At 78.4% G+C, this 2,516-nt stretch carries 1 protein-coding gene and 1 pseudogene; one reads left to right on the top strand and one right to left on the bottom strand.

The features are described from left to right. Positions 1 to 781: pseudogene (locus GQS09_RS27920) on the bottom strand (HEAT repeat domain-containing protein); the annotation flags it as partial. A gap of 231 nt (positions 782 to 1,012) precedes the next feature. On the opposite strand from GQS09_RS27920, the gene GQS09_RS27915 reads away from it, so the two are divergent. Next, a complete protein-coding gene (locus tag GQS09_RS27915; RefSeq protein WP_165990301.1) occupies positions 1,013 to 2,479 on the top strand; it encodes a PP2C family protein-serine/threonine phosphatase in 1,467 nt (488 codons plus the stop codon). Positions 2,480 to 2,516 lie beyond the last annotated feature (37 nt).

Below are 2,516 nucleotides of genomic sequence, written 5' to 3'. Positions count from 1 at the left end.
CGGCCACCGCGGCCAGACAGCGCGCGGCCGGGGCCTCCCGCCACTGCGGCGGGTCGAGAAGCTGCCCCTCGGCGACCCAGCCGAGCACCGAGGCCACGCTCCAGCCGGGCTGCGGGCGCGGCGGGCGAAGCTGGCGGCGCCAGCGGTCGAAGGCGCCGCTCTCCAGGGCGCGCCGGACCCGGGCGCGCTGGGCGGGGCGGTCCGGATCCTCGGCCCAGATCCGCCAGGGGCGCGGCTCGAAGGCGTCCCGGGCGGCGGCGCCGAGCGCCGCCTCCCCCTCCGGGGTGGCCGGGAACCGCTCCAGGACGCCCGGGCCGAGCGCGCGCAGTCCGCGGTCGTCGTCGCGCACCGCCAGCTCGTCCAGGGCCCAGCGCCAGTTGGCGCCGGAGAGCGCATAGCCGCGCAGCAGCTCCAGGGCGCGGGCGTCACCGTAGGAGACCAGATGGCCGAGCACGGACAGGGCCAGACCGGTGCGCTCCTCTGGCACGCCCTCGCCGGTGAGCGGATCGCCCGCGGCGGCGTCGTCCGGATGGCCGAGATGGGCCGCCATGCCGGACAGGCCGGCGCCCAGCTCCGCGTACAGCCGGGCGTAGTACAGCGAGCGGTGCTCCACCTGCCAGTCCCGCCGGGGGTCGTGCAGCACGCAGTGCTCCACCGCGGCCACGGCCTCGGGACGCGGGGCGGCCAGCGCGTGCAGCGCGCCGTCCCCCCGGCCGCGCTGGAGCAGCCCGAGCAGGGAACCGCTGGGCGCTATGTCTGTTTCGACTGGACTGGCGAACATATGAGTCAGCATCCGGGGAAGGGGTTGCGCTGGCAACGGGATTTCCGCCACCGGTCACCGGGCGGGCGTTCGGCACGGCGGTCCGGGCGGCTGTGCGGCCTCACCGCCGTTGATCACGACAGGGCCACTGAGCGGCCGAATCCCTTACGGTCCCGGGCGCGCTGTGCCAGAGTCGGTTGTCGTCCGCCCGGGCCGGCCACGGCCCCGGCCCGTTTCGCATCGGGAATCGTGATGCCCTCCTCCCAGCACCCTCAGCACTCGGCTCCGCACCCGCCGGAGGAGCCGCCGGGCGGCGCCCCCGGCCGGGGGGCGCTTGAGGACCTTATCGCGCGGACCCGTGGACTGCGCCAGACCGCCGAGGCGGTCCGCGACGCGCACGCCTGCGGCGCACGGGACGAGGACCGGGTGCGGCGGGCGCTGTGGGGGCTGGTGCTGCGGCAGCTGGACGACGCCCGGGAGCGGCTGGAGCAGCTCGCCGGGCTCGCGCCCCCGGCCGCCGGGCAGCCGGCGCCGGCCGGGCGGGCCCGGCTGGGCGGGCGGATGGGCACCGCGGAGTGGAGCCTGCTGACCGACGAGGTGTCCTGGACCGACGAGCTGCTCGCCATGTTCGGGCGCACCGCGCAGCAGGGCCCGCTGACTCTGGACGAGCTGCCGTCCTGCCTGGTGGAGGACGACCAGCCGGCCCTGACCGGGGTGGTCACCCGCTGTCTGGTGGACGGCCAGCCGGCCGGCTGCGAGTTCCGCGTCGTCCGCCCGGACGGTTCCCGGCGGATTCTCCAGCTCGCCGGGGAGCCGGTGCTGGACGAGGCGGGCGGGACCGTGGCCATGTGGGCGCTGGTGCGGGACGTCAGCCAGCTGCGGGAGGAGCCCGCGGTGCCGCGCCAGGGCGGCGGACGGGGCCGGTCCGCGGAGGGGCACGGCCGGCTGCGCGGGCCCCAGGAGCAGGACCGGGCGGAGCACCGGCTGGCGATCTCGCTGCAGCGGATGACGGTCGCGCCCTGGCTGGCGCTGCCGGAGACGGCCGGCCGCCCGGCCGGGCCGGGCGCGCTGGACCTGGCGGCCCGCTATCTGCCGGCCGGTGCCGGCACGGTGGCCGGCGGCAAGTGGTTCGACGCCATGGACCTGCCGGCCGGCGGCATGGTGCTGACCGCGGGGGATCTGTCGGGACGCGGCCTGGCGGCGGTGTCCGGCTCGGCCATGGCGCTGGGCGCGCTGCGGGGCATCGCGCTCACCGGTGCGTCGCCCGGCGCGGCGCTGGGGCACCTGGGCGAGCTGCTGGACAGCGGCAGCCATCCGGTGCTGGCCGCCGCGGTGTGCTGCCGCTACCTGCCGGAGACCCGGACGCTGACCTGGGCCCAGGCCGGCCACCCGGCGCCGGTGCTGTGCCGGGACGGCGCCGGCAGGCCGCTGCCGCGCCCGGCCGGGCCGCTGCTGGGCTCGCTCACCGGTGCGGTCTACCAGGAGCGGGAGCACCGGCTGGAGCCGGGGGACGTCCTGGTGCTGCACACCGACGGGCTGTTCCCCGGGGGCGCACCGGCGGAGCGGGACGGCGATCCGCGCCTGCTGGCGCTGGCCGCCGAGCTGTCCGCCGCGCACAGCGCGGCGGAGGCCCTGCGGCTGATCGGCGAGGCCTGCGGCGACGACCCGGGCGGACGCCACGACGACGCCTGCGTCCTGGTCGCCCGGGTCACCGCCTGAGCACCGCGCGCCCCGCCGGGCCGGCGCCCCCGGGGAG

It is taken from the genome of Streptomyces sp. YIM 98790, assembly GCF_011421595.1.
In the GTDB taxonomy this organism is placed as follows: domain Bacteria; phylum Actinomycetota; class Actinomycetes; order Streptomycetales; family Streptomycetaceae; genus Streptomyces.
This window is presented reverse-complemented; position numbering and strand designations above follow the sequence as displayed.

Coding starts and splice junctions, on each gene's coding strand:
- GQS09_RS27915 (WP_165990301.1), top strand. CDS start 1,013: ATGCCCTCCTCCCAGCACCCTCAGCACTCGGCTCCGCACCCGCCGGAG.